At 37.6% G+C, this 16,487-nt stretch carries 13 protein-coding genes; all 13 read left to right on the forward strand.

What is annotated here, in order from left to right:
- The first annotated feature begins 37 nt into the window (after nucleotides 1–37).
- The 13 genes from AC6UD4_RS02620 to dnaJ all read left to right on the forward strand — a co-directional run bounded on the left by AC6UD4_RS02620 (nucleotide 38) and on the right by dnaJ (nucleotide 16,372).
- The gene (locus AC6UD4_RS02620) at nucleotides 38–4,348 is read left to right on the forward strand and encodes a PolC-type DNA polymerase III (RefSeq protein ID WP_500693844.1); all 4,311 of its coding nucleotides are present in this window, start codon (nucleotides 38–40) and stop codon (nucleotides 4,346–4,348) included.
- Between the two features lie 117 nt (nucleotides 4,349–4,465).
- Nucleotides 4,466–4,939 carry a ribosome maturation factor RimP gene (gene rimP / locus AC6UD4_RS02625; protein ID WP_500693843.1) on the forward strand — a complete coding sequence of 158 codons (474 nt, stop codon included), beginning with the start codon at nucleotides 4,466–4,468 and terminating at the stop codon, nucleotides 4,937–4,939.
- A 13-nt stretch (nucleotides 4,940–4,952) separates the two neighbouring features.
- Nucleotides 4,953–6,065: a transcription termination factor NusA gene (gene nusA / locus AC6UD4_RS02630; RefSeq protein ID WP_500693842.1), complete on the forward strand. Its 1,113-nt coding sequence runs from the start codon at nucleotides 4,953–4,955 to the stop codon at nucleotides 6,063–6,065.
- A gap of 19 nt (nucleotides 6,066–6,084) precedes the next feature.
- Nucleotides 6,085–6,387: an RNase P modulator RnpM gene (gene rnpM / locus AC6UD4_RS02635; protein ID WP_500693841.1), complete on the forward strand. Its 303-nt coding sequence runs from the start codon at nucleotides 6,085–6,087 to the stop codon at nucleotides 6,385–6,387.
- Nucleotides 6,374–6,673: a L7Ae/L30e/S12e/Gadd45 family ribosomal protein gene (locus tag AC6UD4_RS02640; RefSeq protein WP_500693840.1), complete on the forward strand. Its 300-nt coding sequence runs from the start codon at nucleotides 6,374–6,376 to the stop codon at nucleotides 6,671–6,673. The genes rnpM and AC6UD4_RS02640 overlap by 14 nt, the downstream gene beginning before the upstream one ends.
- A gap of 23 nt (nucleotides 6,674–6,696) precedes the next feature.
- Nucleotides 6,697–9,210: a translation initiation factor IF-2 gene (infB, locus tag AC6UD4_RS02645; RefSeq protein ID WP_500693839.1), complete on the forward strand. Its 2,514-nt coding sequence runs from the start codon at nucleotides 6,697–6,699 to the stop codon at nucleotides 9,208–9,210.
- 21 nt (nucleotides 9,211–9,231) lie between these two features.
- Nucleotides 9,232–9,585 (forward strand): 30S ribosome-binding factor RbfA, encoded by a 354-nt coding sequence (gene rbfA, locus AC6UD4_RS02650; protein ID WP_500693838.1) that lies wholly within the window; start codon nucleotides 9,232–9,234, stop codon nucleotides 9,583–9,585.
- Nucleotides 9,586–9,647: 62 nt separating this feature from the next.
- Nucleotides 9,648–10,559 carry a tRNA pseudouridine(55) synthase TruB gene (gene truB, locus AC6UD4_RS02655; RefSeq protein WP_500693837.1) on the forward strand — a complete coding sequence of 304 codons (912 nt, stop codon included), beginning with the start codon at nucleotides 9,648–9,650 and terminating at the stop codon, nucleotides 10,557–10,559.
- Between the two features lie 8 nt (nucleotides 10,560–10,567).
- Nucleotides 10,568–11,518 (forward strand): riboflavin biosynthesis protein RibF, encoded by a 951-nt coding sequence (gene ribF / locus AC6UD4_RS02660; RefSeq protein WP_500693836.1) that lies wholly within the window; start codon nucleotides 10,568–10,570, stop codon nucleotides 11,516–11,518.
- A 90-nt stretch (nucleotides 11,519–11,608) separates the two neighbouring features.
- A complete protein-coding gene (gene hrcA, locus AC6UD4_RS02665; RefSeq protein WP_500693835.1) occupies nucleotides 11,609–12,652 on the forward strand; it encodes a heat-inducible transcriptional repressor HrcA in 1,044 nt (347 codons plus the stop codon).
- Complete coding sequence (gene grpE / locus AC6UD4_RS02670; protein ID WP_500693961.1) at nucleotides 12,649–13,230, forward strand: nucleotide exchange factor GrpE; 582 nt, start codon at nucleotides 12,649–12,651, stop codon at nucleotides 13,228–13,230. The genes hrcA and grpE overlap by 4 nt, the downstream gene beginning before the upstream one ends.
- 39 nt (nucleotides 13,231–13,269) lie before the next feature.
- The gene (gene dnaK, locus AC6UD4_RS02675) at nucleotides 13,270–15,129 is read left to right on the forward strand and encodes a molecular chaperone DnaK (protein WP_500693834.1); all 1,860 of its coding nucleotides are present in this window, start codon (nucleotides 13,270–13,272) and stop codon (nucleotides 15,127–15,129) included.
- A gap of 97 nt (nucleotides 15,130–15,226) precedes the next feature.
- Complete coding sequence (dnaJ, locus tag AC6UD4_RS02680) at nucleotides 15,227–16,372, forward strand: molecular chaperone DnaJ (RefSeq protein ID WP_500693833.1); 1,146 nt, start codon at nucleotides 15,227–15,229, stop codon at nucleotides 16,370–16,372.
- Nucleotides 16,373–16,487: the final 115 nt, after the last annotated feature.

A 16,487-nucleotide genomic window follows, 5' to 3' on the forward strand; every position in this document is an offset into this window, starting at 1 on the left:
ACTGGTCTTTTTTAAACTAATGAAAGAGAGGATCAAAGTGAGTTTAAATAAAAAAGAATTATTTAGTAAATTACTTCAGCAAATTAAATTAGAAGATTCAGCTGATCAATCTTACTTTCAAAATGCTGAAATTGACAAAATCGATGTCCATCAGAAATCAAATCGATGGCATTTTCATTTGGTACTACCAGAGATTATGCCTTACGAAAAGTTTATAGAATTTGTTCATCATTTGGGTGTGGCCTTCGATGGGATTGCTAAGGTAGATTTCGAGATTAAAACTAAGAATAGTGGTTTTGATAATCGTAAGCTTGGTGATTATTGGCAATGGGTTGTAAATCACGCTGGAATTACTTCAAATTTAACGCATGAATTATGTAATAATAATTTACCAAAACTGATTGATGACCGAGTTACCTTTCTTGCTGAAAATGAAATCGTCAAAGATTTTTTAAATGGTAATGCTTTGGGACCAATTGAATCAACTTATCAAAGAGTTGGATTTCCTAAATTTTCCATTCATACCATGATTGATACTACAGCATCTCAAGAAAAAATAGATGATTTAAAGAAAAAGAAACAACAACGTGACGTTGAGTTGGCTCAAAAGGCGATGCAGGCTCTAAAGAATTCCTCAGGCAAATCACATCCAAGTAAGCATTCTAAAATGATTGGAAAGAAAATCAAAGATGATGTTGATATTACTAAGATGGTGGACATAACCGAAGAGGAACGTTCCGCCGTGGTTAGTGGATATGTTTTTGATAAAGAAATTCGATCATTACGATCTGGCCGCCAATTGATGATTTTAAAGGTTACTGATTATTCTTCGTCAATTGTTGTTAAAAAATTCTCCAAAAATGATGACGAAGAACAAGAATTTGCATCATTAAATGTAGGAGATTGGGTTAAAGTCCGTGGAAGCATTCAAGAAGATAACTACTCTCATGAATTGACACTTAATGCTTATGATATTAATCCAATTAAACACGAAGAAAGAAAAGATACTGCCCCTGAAAATAAAAAAAGGGTTGAGCTGCACTTACACTCTAACATGAGCCAGATGGACGCTACTAATTCGATTAGTGATTATGTTAGTCGCGCCAAAAAATGGGGTCATCCCGCAATTGCCATTACTGATCACGACGACGTGCAAGCCTTTCCGGATGCCTATCATGCTGCAGTTGATAACGATATTAAAATGATTTATGGAATGGAAGCAAATGTCGTTGATGATGGTGAACCAATTGCTTATAACGATAAACATGTTGCTTTAAAGGATGCTACATACGTTGTCTTTGACGTTGAAACCACTGGTTTATCAGCAATTTACGATAAGGTTATCGAACTTTCGGCTGTAAAGATGCAAAATAACAATGTGATTGAACAGTTTGAGGAGTTTATTGATCCTGGTTTCCCATTGTCTGAACAAACTACCAATTTAACTTCAATTACCAATGATATGGTGGCTGGTTCTAAGTCTGAAGAAGAAGTCTTTAAGTTGTTCCGTGAGTTTTGTGGTGATGCAATCATTGTAGGACATAACGTTACTTTTGATATTGGGTTCATGAATACTGGTTACGAACGCCATGACATGAGTCGGATTAGTAATCCAATTATTGATACTTTGACGTTGGCACGTTTTCTGTATCCTAATTTTAAGAGTTATCGATTAAACACGTTAGCTAAAAAGTTTGACGTTTCATTAGAGCACCATCACCGTGCGATTTATGATGCAGAATCAACTGGTCATTTAAATTATCTTTTTTTAAAAGAGGCTGAAGATAAATATAACATTCAGTATCACGATCAGCTTAATGATCATATGGAGGAACATGATGCTTATAAGCATGCTCGTCCATTCCATGCGATTATCCTGGCGAAAACTCAAGCTGGTTTAAAGAATCTGTTTAAACTGGTGTCACTTGCTCATGTTGATTATTATTATCGGGTTCCTCGAATTCCTAGGAGTCAGCTTAAGAAGTTTCGGGATGGCCTATTGATTGGATCGGCCTGTTCAAGCGGTGAAGTGTTTACGGCGATGATGCAAAAGGGTAAAAAAGAGGCGCTTGATAAGGCTAAGTTTTACGATTATCTTGAAGTTCAACCTCAAGCAGCGTATCAGCCACTAATCGATCAGGGATTAATTAGTGATCGGGGTAAGTTACAAGAAATTATTAGTAATATGTATGAAATTGCCCATGAGCTAGATATTCCGTTAGTAGCAACTGGTGACGCTCACTATCTTGATCCTCATGATTATATTTATCGTAAGATCTTGATTAATTCTCAAGGTGGAGCTAACCCACTGAATCGCCAAGAATTACCCGATCTCCATTTTCGGACCACTGATGAAATGTTGAAAGATTTTAATTTTCTGGGTGAAGATAAAGCTGAAGAAATTGTAGTTGATAATACTAATAAAATTGCTTCCGAAATTGATGATGTAAAACCCTTAAAAGACAAGTTGTATACACCAAAAATGGAGGGTGCTGAGGACGAAATTAGAGATCGAACGATGAATACAGCGCATCGTTTGTATGGCAATCCGCTTCCTGAAATTGTCCAGAAGCGTCTTGATAAGGAACTGAAAAGTATCATTGGAAACGGCTTCTCTGTTATTTATTTAATTGCTCAAAGATTAGTTTCTAAAAGTAACAAGGATGGATATTTAGTAGGTTCTAGGGGCTCAGTTGGATCGAGTTTAGTTGCCACTATGTCTGGAATTACTGAAGTTAATCCACTTCCTCCCCATTATCGTTGTCCTAAATGTCAGTACTCGCAATTTTTCACTAAAGGTGAATATAGTTCTGGATTTGATTTACCACATAAAAAGTGTCCAAAGTGTGGAACAGTTATGGTTGGTGATGGGCACAACATCCCCTTTGAAACTTTCTTAGGATTTAAGGGAAATAAGGTCCCGGATATTGATTTAAACTTTTCTGGAGACTACCAGCCAATTGCGCATAATTATACCAAGGTTCTGTTCGGTGAAAAGAATGTATATCGGGCCGGAACAATTGGAACCGTTGCTGATAAAACAGCTTACGGATACGTAAAGGCTTATGAACGGGACACCGGCAAACGTTTTCGAAATGCTGAAATTGATCGACTTTCTAAGGGTGCAACTGGTGTTAAAAGAACTACTGGACAGCATCCGGCAGGAATCATTGTTGTTCCAGATTACATGGATATTTATGATTTCACTCCAATACAATATCCGGCCGAAGATCAAAATGCGGCATGGAAAACGACTCATTTTGACTTTCATTCCATCCATGATAATATTTTAAAAATTGATATTTTGGGACATGATGATCCAACGATGATCAGAATGCTTCAAGATTTATCAGGAGTTGATCCGACAACGATTCCAATGGATGATCCGGGTGTGATGTCATTGTTTGCTAGTCCTAAGATTCTTGGTGTGAGTCCTGAACAAATTTTTTCAAAGACAGGGACACTTGGAATTCCTGAATTTGGGACGCGTTTTGTGCGGGGAATGCTTGAAGAAACTAAACCAAGTAATTTTTCTGAATTATTGCAAATCTCTGGGTTGTCACACGGGACCGATGTTTGGTTAGGAAATGCTGAAGAACTGATTAAGGATGGGACGGCTACCATTGCGAATGTGATTGGATGTCGTGATAATATCATGACCGACTTGATTAACTGGGGGTTAGATTCAGAAACCTCATTTCAGGTCATGGAACAAGTTAGACATGGTCGTGGAATTAAGAATGAGTGGCAGGATAAAATGACAGACGTTGGTGTTCCGCAGTGGTACATTGATTCTTGTTTAAAGATTAAGTATATGTTTCCGCGAGCTCATGCGGCTGCTTATGTGTTAATGGCACTAAGAGTGGCTTACTTTAAAGTCTATTTTCCAATCGTTTACTATGCCGCTTACTTTTCTGTTCGGGCTGATGATTTTGACATTGTGGCTATGAGTCATGGAAAAGAAGCAGTTAAATCAAGCATTAAGGCAATCAACGATAAAGGGACCGAAGCATCCACTAAAGAGAAAAATCTTTTGACTGTTTTGGAAATTGCCAATGAAATGTTGGAGCGGGGCTATGAATTTGAGATGGTCGACATTAATCGCTCGGACGCTTCTGAGTGGTTAATTGATGGTAAAAAATTAATCGCACCATTTCGAGCAATTCCTGGATTAGGTTTAAACGTTGCTAAACAAATCGTGGCGGCTCGAGAAGATAAGCCATTTATTTCAAAGGAAGATCTTGCTAAACGTGGTAAAGTTTCTAAAACCATTATTGAATTTATGACCCAAAATGGAGTCTTAAGTGAATTACCCGATGAAAATCAGTTAAGTCTGTTTGATATCTAGGGCTTTTTGATATTATTTGGGTTATATGGTATAGTTATATCAGTAATAATAAACTCTTCTGATGAGTGAGCAGGGATGCTCGCTCTTTTTATTGGTATTTTTTAGGAGGTAAAGTATTTGAGCGAAGTTATTGATAGAGTTACTAAAACCGTTCAACCGATTTTAGATGATAACAATTTTTACCTTTATGACATTGAGTATGTTCAAGAGGGTGGAAGCTGGTATTTGCGAGTTTATATTGATAAAGACCAAGGAATTAGTTTGGATGACTGTGTTTTGGTTAGTGATCAGTTAAGTGAAAAACTTGATGAATTGGATCCAGATCCATTTGACGAACCATACTTCTTAGAGGTGTCTTCGCCAGGTGCCGAACGGCCATTAAAACGGGAGTCTGATTATCAAAATGCAATTGGTGATTATATCCACGTTTCTTTATATCAAAAACTCAATGGGAAAAAGTCTTTTGAGGGTTCCCTCAAAAGTGTTGATGATGATAAATTAACGTTAGCAATTAAAGATAAAACGCGAATTAGTGAACTTGAAATTCCGCGAAAATTAATTTCAAAAGCTAGATTAGCAATTGAATTTTAGTTAGGAGATTAAAATGAGTAAAGAATTAGTAAGTGCGCTTGATCAACTTGAAAAAGAAAAGGGCGTAAAAAAAGAGGTTGTGATCGATGCCTTAGAAGCAGCATTGTCTTCGGCTTACAAACGTAACTTTGATCAGGCTCAAAACGTTGAAGTTAACTTCGACGAAAAAACTGGAAGTATTCATGTTTACGCTGTTAAAAAAGTAGTTGATAAGGTTGAGGATCAACGGTTAGAAGTTAGCTTGGATGAAGCTTTAAAGATTAATAAAGGGTACGAGCTTGGTGACGAAATTAAGTTTGAAGTTACACCAAAGAACTTCGGAAGAATTGCTGCCCAAACCGCTAAACAAGTTATTACTCAAAGGGTTCGTGAAGCTGAACGTGAGACCGTTTATGACAAGTACAGTAAGTATCAAGATGAACTTGTAACTGCTGAAGTAGAACGTCAAGATAGTCGTTTTGTGTATATGAACCTTGGTCAAGTTGAGGCCGTGGTGGCTAAAAATGATCAGATGCCAAATGAAACTTATCGTCCACAGGACAAGTTAAAAGTGTATGTTACAAACGTTGAAAATTCCTCAAAGGGACCACAAATTTTTGTAAGTCGAACTGCACCTGGAATGCTAAAACGACTCTTTGAACAAGAAGTTCCCGAAATTTATGATGGAACAGTTGAAATTGTCTCGATTGCAAGGGAGGCCGGCGACCGTGCTAAGGTGGCTGTTCGTTCTAATAGTTCTGATATTGATCCAGTGGGAACTAGTGTTGGACCTAGAGGAACCAGAGTGCAAACAATTGTAAATGAACTTGGTGGAGAAAATATGGACATTGTCCAATGGGATGAGAATCCAGCTGAGTACATTGCCAATGCATTGAAACCCGCTGACGTTATTGACGTTATTTTTAAAGATGGAGACGATCGTTCTTGTACCGTTGTTGTTCCAGACGATCAGTTGTCGTTAGCAATTGGGAAACGTGGTCAGAACGCACGGTTAGCCGCTAGACTGACTGGATACAAGATTGACATTAAATCCGAATCAGAAATGGATGGCACTGACGAAAGTGACAGTGAAGATAATCATTCTACTGATGATGTTTCATCAAATGAAGACGAAAACGAGGAATAATTTTTGAGGAGGTACTGTTATGAGAAAAAGAAAAGTGCCAATGCGAAAAGATGTGGTGTCGGGTGAAATGGCACCTAAACGACAATTAGTAAGAATTGTTCGTGATAAAGAGGGTAATGTGTCAGTCGATCCAACTGGGAAAAAATCTGGTCGAGGAGCTTACGTAAAGATTGACGTAACAATTGCCAAAAAAGCCAAGCAGGATAAAATCCTTGATCAAGTTTTTGATGTAACTTTAACAAATGATTTTTATGATGAACTTATTAGTTACGTCGACCATAAGCAGGCTCGACAGGAATTGATTGATAATGACAAATTATAATAAAGTCTTAAACTTATTGGGAATTGCAAGACGAGCTGGTAAAATAATCTCAGGTGAGGGGATTGTCTTGAATGCAATTAAAAAGGGACAGATTAATTACCTGTTTATTGCATCAGACTGTGGTGCAAGTACCAAAAAGAAGTTTCTCGATAAAAGTAAATTCTATGAAGTTCCAGTTAATACTGGTATGCTTAAAGATGATCTTAGCGACGCGATTGGGATGAAACGATCAATCGTAGCGATTAAGGATAAAGGATTTTCGAAAAAATTTAAAGAATTAAAATAATACAAGTAAAGGAGTGTGATTATATGGCCAAAAAAAGAATTTATGAATTAGCCAAAGAGCTTAATATACCTAGTAAACGTGTGATTGACACTGCTAAGTCAAATGGTTTTACGGTTAAAAACCATATGTCATCGCTTGATTCAAATCAGGAGAAGACCGTCCGAGGCGCGCTTAAGAATAGTCAGAAAGCGGCCAGTGGAAGTGAACAACGGCATGCTCCAGCAAAAAAGACTGCTGACTCCCATAACGGGAGTAATGGTCACAATACTTCAGAACATGAAAATGGTCAGAATAACAATCATTTTGGTAGAAGCAATCATTCTAACAATCAACATCGACCAAGTAATTCTGAACATAAACAAGTAAATAAACATCAAAATAATGGGCAAACAAGTAATCAGCGTCCAGAAAATGCTCATAGCAATGGTGTTCATACTAACGGTCAGCACCGGAATCAGAATTCAAGTAATCATTTTAATCACAACAATCATCAAAATAGTCAACATTCGCACACGAATAATAGTCAAAATGTGACCCATGCGAATAGTAATCGTTCTACAACTGCAAATAATACAAGTAAGAAGCCGGTTAATAATACTTCTAAGCCACATAATAACGGAAGTGGAAAATTTGGTGGTAGTTTGAACCGCAACAAAAATAAAAAGGGCAAGAAGCGTAATAAGCGTCGCGATAATCGTTATAATATGTATTCTAAGAATCAACGAATTCGTCAGAATCACAAAAAGAATGCGGCGCCAACCCGTAAGAGTCGTCCATTACCTAAAGTTTTAATCTATCAGGATGGTATGAATGCGCAGGATCTTGGTAAGTTACTGCATCGGGAACCAGCAGAGATTGTTAAAAAATTATTTATGCTGGGAATGATGGTTAATCAGAATCAATCCTTGGATAAGGATGCCATTGAACTTCTTGCCACCGATTATGGGATCGAAGCTAAAGAAAAAGAAAATGTTAATGTATCAGATATTGACAAGTTCTTTAATGAAGAAGAGCATAACACCGATTACCAAGAAAGCCGTCCACCCGTTGTTACCATCATGGGACACGTTGATCATGGTAAAACCACGTTACTAGATTATCTTCGTCATTCACACATTACAGCAGGTGAAGCCGGTGGAATTACTCAAGCTATCGGTGCTTATCAGTTAAAACATGGCGATAAGACCATTACCTTCCTTGATACTCCAGGACATGCTGCTTTTACTGCTATGAGAGCTCGTGGTGCTGACATTACCGATGTGACTGTTTTGGTAGTGGCAGCTGATGATGGTGTTATGCCACAGACTGTCGAAGCAATTGATCATGCTAAAGCAGCGGGAACTCCAATTATTGTTGCAGTTAATAAAATTGATAAGCCGAATGCCAATCCACAACATGTTAAAGAGCAATTGATGAACTATGGATTGGTTCCTGAAGATTTTGGTGGAGATACGATTTTTGTTGATATTTCTGCTAAAAATGGAACTAATGTTGATGAATTGTTAAATATGATCTTACTTCAGTCCGATGTGCTTGAACTTAAGGCTAATCCAAAACAAAATGGAGCTGGCTCAGTCGTTGAAGCAAGATTGGATAAGGGTAAGGGTCCTGTTGCTACCCTTTTGGTTCAACAAGGAACTTTGCACGTTGGGGATCCAATCGTTGTTGGTGACACTTTTGGTCGAGTTCGAACCATGACTAATGAGAACGGGAAAGAAATCAAGAATGCTAAACCATCAACTCCAGTTGAAATTACGGGGTTAAATGATGTTCCTGAAGCCGGTGATCGTTTTGTTGTCTTTAATGACGAAAAGACTGCTCGTGCTGCTGGAGAAGAACGAGCTAAAGAAGCCCAAATCGAAGAACGGAAGCAAAATAACCGTGTTACTCTTGATAACTTGTTTGATTCAATGAAACAAGAAGATATGAAACAGGTTAACGTAATTATTAAAGCTGATGTACAAGGATCAGTGGAAGCCTTAGCTGGAAGCCTCAAAAAAATCGATGTTGAGGGAGTTAAGGTTAACGTTATTCATGCCTCTGTTGGTGCGGTGAACGAAAGTGATGTTGCACTTGCTGAAGCAAGTAATGCCATCATCATTGGTTTTAATGTCCGTCCTACTCCGCAAGCTAAAGCTCAATCTGAAACTGATAAGGTTGATATTCGTCTTTATCAAGTTATCTATAACGCCATTGATGACGTGGAAGCTGCAATGAAAGGCATGCTTGATCCAACTTATGAAGAAGAAGTTACTGGTAATATTGAAGTAAGACAAATTTATAAAGCTTCTAAAGTTGGAACGATTGCTGGTGGAATGGTTCTTGATGGGTACGTAAAAAGTGATAGCAAAGTTCGTCTGATTAGAGATAATGTTGTGATTTATGATGGAGAGCTTGGTAGTCTAAAGCGTTTTAAAGATGATGTTAAAGAGGTTAAACAAGGCTTTGAGTGTGGTTTAACGATTGAAAACTATAATGACATTAAAGTTGGAGATAAAGTCGAAGCATACCACATGAAAGAAGTCCAACCTAAGTAGATACCGTAAGGAGTGATTGTCATGGCACAATATCGTGTTGGAAGACTACAGCAGGAAATTCAAAAAGAAGTCGACGATATTTTACTTAAGCGTGTTCGTGACCCACGAGTTCAAGGAGTAACTATTACTGGTGTTGAAGTTACTGGTGATTTGCAACAAGCTACGATTTATTACAGTAGTTTATCTGACAAGAAGTCTGAACAAGAAAAGGTTCAAAAGGGCTTGGATAAAGCAACTGGTTTAATTCGAGGCGAGTTAGGTCATCGGTTAAGTATCTACGTTACTCCAGAGATTCATTTTGAACGGGATGGATCCATTCAATACGGAAGTAAGATTGATCGTTTGATTGATAATTTAAATAAAAAAAATAAGTAAAAAATTGACTGGAAATATTTATTTCCGGTCTTTTTTGCGTATATGGTAGAGGAGTGAGTGAATTGGTCACTGGAATTATCCCTTTGTATAAGCCTAGGGGAATGACGAGCTTTGATTGTGTGAGTAAGATTCGACACATTATTGGACAAAAAAGAGTGGGCCATAGTGGCACACTTGATCCTAATGTAGATGGAGTTTTACCGATTTGTTTGGGCCATGCCACTAAAGTAGTTGATTATTTAATGCAATCAGGGAAGGTTTATAGTGGGTCAATTACGTTAGGCTTTTCCACTACTACCGAGGATTTAGATGGTGAAATTATTGATACTAATTTTGATTTTCAGCCAATCACAGATCAAGAAATTGACGAAGTCTTGAAATCATTTTTGGGGATTTCGACCCAGATTCCTCCCATGTTTTCCGCTGTTAAAGTGAATGGAAGAAGGTTATATGAGTACGCACGTGCTGGTATGAAAGTTGATCGTCCTAAAAGACAAATTAACGTTAGTCAATTTGTTCGTATCAATGCGAGTTCCTACAATCGTGATACTCACACCCAAACCTTTAATTTTGAGGTGAAGTGTGGAAAGGGAACTTATATCAGAACTTTGGCAACTGATTTTGGGAAAAAAGTTGGAATTCCAGCTGTGATGTCAAGTTTAACTCGGACTAAAAGTGGTGGATTTAATCTTTGCGATACAGTAACTTTTAAAAATATTAAAGAAGCCATGAATTCTAATCAAATCAATAAAGTTGTTTTTCCAATTTCACATGCTCTTAAAGATTTTAAGACTATTGTGATTAATAAAGAGCAGTGGAATCGTGTTCAAAATGGCGGTTTTTTAAGTATTGATGAGATCGCTTGTCAAGATGAAGTGATAGTTTTAAAGTATAATAATATTGATCGAGCTTTGTATTATAGAAATGAACAGGAAAATAATTATAAGCCCAAAAAAATGTTTGATTTAGATTAGAGGAAATTATGGAAGTCAATTATTTATCATACCCACTTGATAAGAACGAAAAAAATCGTCCCCAAGTCATTGCCATGGGTTTTTTTGATGGAGTTCACCTGGGACATCAAAAAGTGATCAAACAAGCTAAACAAATTGCTGAACAAAAAAAACTTCCTTTGGCAATTTTAACTTATGATCATCACCCGTCGTTAGTGTACAAAAAGTTGGATGGAAATGAAAAACGTTATTTAACTCCGCTTAACCGTAAATTACATTTATTTGAACAACTGGGAGTTGATGTGGTCTATGTCATCAACTACAACTTTGCTTTTCAAAATCAAAATCCCCAAGAATTCGTTGATAATTATTTAATTGGATTGAATGCTGATACAGTTGTAGCAGGATTTGATCATACTTATGGAGAACAAAATGCGGGCATGAAGGAGCTCCCTCAATATGCCAGGGAGCGATTTGATGTAGTCAGTGTGGCCGCTGATGAAATGGACGACAAGAAGGTTAGTTCTACTAGGATTCGTCGAAATCTTGAACAGGGACACATCCGGACGGTTAACGATCTTTTGGGATATGAATTCGAAAATGACGGAGTGGTTGTTCATGGATTTGCTCGTGGTCGTGAATTAGGCTTTCCCACTGCTAACGTTGAGTATTCGGCAAAACAGCAGTTGCCCAAACTTGGGGTGTATGTGGTCCAGCTTGAAGTTAATGGTACGTGGTACAAAGCGATGGCATCAATTGGCAAAAATGAGACGTTTGGAAATGATAATCCAGTTACTTTAGAAATTAATATTTTGGATTTCGATCAAAATATCTATGGTAATCACGTCAGAGTTAGATGGTTATCGAAAATGAGAGACGAGGTCAAATATCAGGGGCGGAAACCGTTGGTTGATCAATTAAAAATTGATGAAAGTAACACCCGATCTTATTTTAAGAAATACATTAATTCTCACCAGTAAACTTATTTCTTGACGTTCTTTAATACCTTTGGTAAGGTATAAATGTACGTTAGCACTTGATAATAAAGAGTGCTAAAAGAGGTGGTAAGAATGCTCACAAAGAGACAAGATATGATTCTAAAGTACATTGTTGATGACTATACTAACAATGGTGTTCCAATTGGATCAAAACGCTTGGCTGATCAACTCCCAATGAATGTTAGTTCGGCTACCATTCGTAATGAGATGGCAGTTTTAAGTGGTCAAAATTTGATTCAAAAAGTTCATACTTCGTCTGGAAGAGTTCCTTCAAATGAAGGATATCGATATTACATTGATAATTTGGTTAATCCTGTACTGGTTGGCAATGAAGAAAAAAGTTTGATTCATAATGCTCTGGGAGGAACATTTCAACAAATTGATGATATTGTTAAACAATCTGCTGATATTTTGTCCAGCTTGACCGATTATACCGCGATGACTTTGAGTCCAGAACAGACTAATACCGAAACTTTACAACATTTTCAACTAATTAAGTTAGCCGATCACCAAGTGATGGCAATCATGGTGATGAATGATGGGCAAGTTGAAAGTCAGCCCTTTATAACTAATCACCAAATTGATGAAGATAAGTTACTTCAAGTAACTAATTTAGTTAATGACAAGCTTTTTGGTAAGACAATTCCGGAAGTTTTAGAGGCACTTAAAAGTACAATTCCTGACGAAATTAGACACTATTTAACTTCTTCAGAAAACTTTGTTGGAGCCTTTGAATACGTCATTAATAAATCGCTTAAAGACCATTTCTTTGTTAGTGGAAGAATGAATTTATTGGATACAATGGATGATAAGAACGATCTAAAAAATATTAAGCCACTTTATTCAATGTTTGGAAATAACTCGAATATGGCAAAAATTTTAGATAATGAATCCAAACCCATTTCAGTTATGATTGGTTCTGAGCTACGAAATGATTTATTGAAAAATTATAGTATTATCTCTGGAACTTATGATGTTGGGATTCATGGTGTTGGTAGGATTGCCGTAATTGGCCCTACCAGAATGTCTTATCCTAAGGTTTTGGGTCTAGTTGATGCGTTTAAAGATGAACTTCAGAAACGAATCAATGGATACTATGATAATTATGATAAATAAAAAGGAGGTTCAAAATGGCGAGCGATAAGGAAAAGCAAAGTAAAGATTTAGATGATAAAACGGAAAATGTTGATGAATCGAGTAAGTCAGAGCAAGAAGTCAAAACAGACGAGAAAGATGATTCTGCAAAAAAGATTGATGAACTAAATCAACAACTAGATTCAGTTCAAGACAACTACTTACGAGCAGAAGCTGAGATTCAGAACATTCAAAATCGAAACAAAAAAGAGCGTGCTGATTTAGCAAAGTATGGGGCACAAGATCTTGCTAAAGACGTTGTGCCTGTGATGGATGATTTAAAAAGAGCTCTTGACGTTGACGTTTCTGACGAAAACGGTAAGCAACTCAAAAAAGGGATCGAAATGGTCCAACAACATCTTGAAAAAGCTCTGAAGGATAATGATATTTCGGAAATTAATGCTAATGGAGTGGAATTTGATCCTAGTTTTCATCAAGCTGTTCAAACGGTTGCTCCAAGTGATGAACATCCAAAGGGAACCGTAGTATCGGTACTTCAAAACGGTTATAAAATTGCTGATCGGGTCTTAAGACCAGCAATGGTAGTAGTGGCACAGTAATTAAATAGTTATTAAATATATAAAAAGAAGGTTTAAGTTATGGCAAGTAATAAAGTTATTGGAATTGATTTAGGAACAACTAATTCAGCTGCAGCCGTTATGGAAGGTAATGAACCAAAAATCATTACCAACCCAGAGGGATCAAGAACGACCCCATCAGTAGTTGCTTTTAAAGATGGCGAGATTCAAGTTGGTGAAGTTGCTAAGCGTCAAGAAATTACTAACCCAGATACTGTTGTATCAATTAAGAGTCACATGGGTGAGCAAGGTTACAAAGTAAAGGCAAACGGAAAAGAATATACTCCACAACAAATTTCAGCTATGATTCTTCAATACATTAAAGGCTATGCGGAAGATTACATTGGTGACACTGTTAGTGAAGCTGTTATTACCGTTCCTGCTTACTTTAATGATGCACAACGTCAAGCTACTAAAGACGCTGGTAAAATTGCTGGGCTTGATGTTAAGAGAATTATTAACGAACCTACTGCTGCTTCACTTGCATATGGTTTAGACAAAAAAGATAAAGATGAAAAAATCTTGGTTTATGATTTAGGTGGAGGTACTTTTGATGTTTCCGTCCTTGAATTAGGTGACGGAGTCTTCCAAGTTCTTTCAACTAATGGTGATACTCACTTAGGTGGGGATGACTTTGATAAGAGAATCATGGACTGGTTAATCGATAACTTCAAGAAGGAAAATGGGGTTGACCTTTCGAAAGATAAGATGGCTTTACAACGTTTGAAAGACGCTGCTGAAAAAGCTAAGAAAGACTTGTCAGGTGTAACTCAAACTGAAATCTCACTTCCATTCATTTCTTCTGGTGAAAATGGTCCGCTTCATTTACAAACCACGCTTACACGTGCTAAGTTTAACGAATTAACTTCTGACTTAGTTGAAAAGACTAAGGCTCCTTTAGACAATGCTTTGAAGGATGCTGGACTTTCAGCTAGTGATATTGACCAAGTAATTCTTAATGGTGGTTCAACTAGAATTCCTGCTGTTCAAGAGGAAGTTCAAAAGTGGACTGGTAAAGAACCAAGTCATTCAATCAACCCCGATGAAGCTGTTGCTTTAGGTGCAGCTATTCAGGGTGGAGTAATTACTGGTGACGTTAAGGATGTTGTTTTACTTGATGTTACTCCACTATCACTTGGTATTGAAACGATGGGTGGTGTATTCACTAAGTTAATCGATAGAAATACAACCATCCCAACTTCCAAGTCACAGACTTTCTCAACTGCTGCTGATAATCAAACGGCCGTTGACATTCATGTTTTGCAAGGTGAACGTCCAATGGCTGCTGATGATAAATCATTAGGTCGATTCCAATTAACTGATATTCCTGCAGCACCAAGAGGTGTTCCCCAAATCGAAGTTACCTTTGATATCGATAAAAACGGAATTGTAAATGTTTCTGCTAAAGATAAGGGTACTGGAAAACAACAAAAAATCACCATCAAAGATTCCAATGGTCTATCAGATGACGAAATCGATAAGATGATGAAAGAAGCCGAAGCAAATGAAGATGCCGACAAGGAAAAGAAGAACAAGGTTGATCTAGATAATGAAGTTGATCAATTGATCTTCCAGACTGATAAGACATTGAAAGATGTTAAAGGCAAAGTTTCAGATGATGAGATTAAAGCCGCTCAGGATGCAGAAGACGAACTCAAAAAAGCTAAAGAAGATGGCGATACTGATGCAATGAAGACTAAAAAGGATGCTTTGAACGAAAAAGTTCAAGCATTAGCGGTTAAATTGTATCAACAAAACCAAGGCCAAGCTGATCAAGGACAACAAGGTGGAAATAATGCTAACGGTGGATCATCTAATGGAAATGATGATAATACTGTTAATGGTGACTACCATGAAGTCCATGATGATGACAACAAATAATTGTGGCAATTGAGGCTATTAACAATTGATGAAAAGCTAAAGTCAGTTTGATGGGCTTTGGCTTTTTGTTGTATTATTTGAGCTTGGAGGCGAACTAATGGCTAATAAAGATTATTACAAAGTATTAGGCGTGGACAAAAGCGCCAGTGAAGATGACATTAAGCATGCCTATCGAAAATTATCAAAAAAATACCATCCAGATATTAATAAAGCTCCAGATGCAGAGGCAAAGTTTAAGGAAATAACCGAAGCATATGAAGTTTTAGGTGACAAAAAGAAACGAGCCAATTATGACCAGTATGGTTCAGCTGATGGTCCCCAAGGATTTGGAGGCTTTGGTGGCGGAGCCGGTGCTGGTGCAGGCGGACAAGGTGCCGGATTTGGTGACTTTTCTGATATTTTCAATGATATTTTTGGTGGTGGCGGAAGACGTCGTCAAGCTGACCCAACTGCACCGCGTCGTGGACGAGATTTGCAATATCAGATGACACTTACATTTGATGAAGCTGTTTTTGGGACTAAAAAGACCATTAAGTATAATCGTGAAGAAACTTGTCCGACCTGCCATGGCACTGGGGCTAAGCCTGGGACTAAACCAGAGACTTGTTCTAACTGTCATGGAAGCGGTTATGTTACTAAAACGGTTAATACCCCGCTCGGTCAGATGCAGACCCAGGAACCATGTCCAGTTTGTGGCGGCACTGGAAAAGTAATTAAAGAGAAGTGCCCAACCTGCGGTGGTACTGGAAAAGTTGAGAAACAACATTCTCTTGAAGTTACGGTCCCTGCTGGTGTCGAAGAGGGACAGCAAATGCACATGCAGGGTCAAGGTGATGCCGGTGAAAATGGCGGTCCTTATGGTGACTTGTACGTGATCTTTAGAGTTCTTCAAAGCAAGTACTTTAGAAGAGACGGATCTACTATCTACTTTGATCAACCAATTTCATTTGCCACTGCTGGTTTAGGTGGAGAAATTAAAGTTAAAACCGTTCATGGTGACGTTGATTTGAAAATTCCTGCAGGCACCCAGACTGGGACGGTCTTCCGTTTAAGAGGGAAAGGTGCGCCTAAACTTCATGGAAATGGTAATGGTGACGAAATGGTAAAAGTTAAGGTTCAGACGCCAAAGAAACTTAACTCTAAACAAAAAGTTGCTTTACAAGCCTTAGCTGAAGCTAGTGGTGATACTAATGTTGAAGAAGGCAAAAATTTCTTTGATAAAATGAAAGATGCTTTTAAATAAACAAATAAAGGAGCGGTTTAAAGACCGCTCCTTTATTTGTTTGTTATACATATATCGGGTTGTTATAATAATAGTAACGACTTGGACGAATTAATAATGAAAGTAGGAAAATATC

It is taken from the genome of Fructilactobacillus sp. X3R5C2, assembly GCF_059901175.1.